Here is an 815-nt window from a genome sequence, read left to right as displayed (position 1 = left end):
CGTCCTGACGGCGGCGCTCGGCATGGGTCTCGTGTCAGCATCCGGCTGGCTCGGCGGGCACCTCGCCTACGCGCGCGGCGTCGGCACCGACACCACGGCCTTCGAGGTTGCGTCGCCGGACTGGACCGACGTTGCCGCCCTCGAGGATGTCAGCGACAAGCCGGTATGTGTAGACGCCGGTGGAGTTGCCGTGCTGCTTGTCCGCCATGACGGCGAGGTGCGGGCGATCTCCGACCGCTGCACGCATCGCGGAGGACCACTCCATGAGGGAACGATCGTGGATGGTTGTGTGGAATGCCCGTGGCACGGCAGCCGCTTCCGGTTGGCGGACGGGCAAATCGACCGGGGCCCTGCAACCAGGCCGCAGCGGGCTTTCGAGGTGCGCGCGGTAGACGGCCGGGTCCAGGTACGGGCGGTTGCCGATCCCGGCAGCCTCCGGACCGAACCGGTGACCGGTAGCGCGGGATTGAATGGTGGCGGAAGCAGCTCCTGACCGCCCACTCTGACGCAGAAGCGTTGTCGAGGCTGTGTAAACCGCCGCCGAATGGGTACTTCTCTGGCACGAAGCAACAGCTGCGAGACGAAGGAGCGCAATGACGAGCGAGCCCCAGACCATGACCCGCGGCAGCGTCGGCGAGGAGTCCGCCCTGACCATCCGGAACCCGCGGGACGGCAGCACCGTAGGAACACTCGAAAGTGTCGAGCGAGAGCAGGTTGCGCTCGCCGTCCAGCTCGCCAGGACCGTGCATCCGGAGTGGGCCGCGACGGCACCCGCGGAGCGGGCAGCCATGGTTCGAGCCGCAGCCGGCGCACTG

2 protein-coding genes are annotated in these 815 nt (G+C 68.8%); both read left to right on the top strand.

The window, feature by feature from the left end; translation table 11 throughout:
• Positions 1–493 (top strand): Rieske 2Fe-2S domain-containing protein (locus tag P4U43_RS17950; RefSeq protein WP_277359958.1); only part of this gene is annotated, 493 nt, incomplete at its 5' end.
• 100 nt (positions 494–593) lie between these two features.
• The coding region (locus tag P4U43_RS17945) for an aldehyde dehydrogenase family protein (protein ID WP_277359957.1) at positions 594–815 on the top strand (222 nt) is incomplete at its 3' end.

Source organism: Arthrobacter vasquezii, from assembly GCF_029455255.1.
Classification (GTDB): Bacteria; Actinomycetota; Actinomycetes; order Actinomycetales; family Micrococcaceae; genus Arthrobacter_D; species Arthrobacter_D parietis.
Note: the sequence above shows the minus strand (reverse complement) of the source record. Positions and strands in the feature narration are given on the sequence as shown.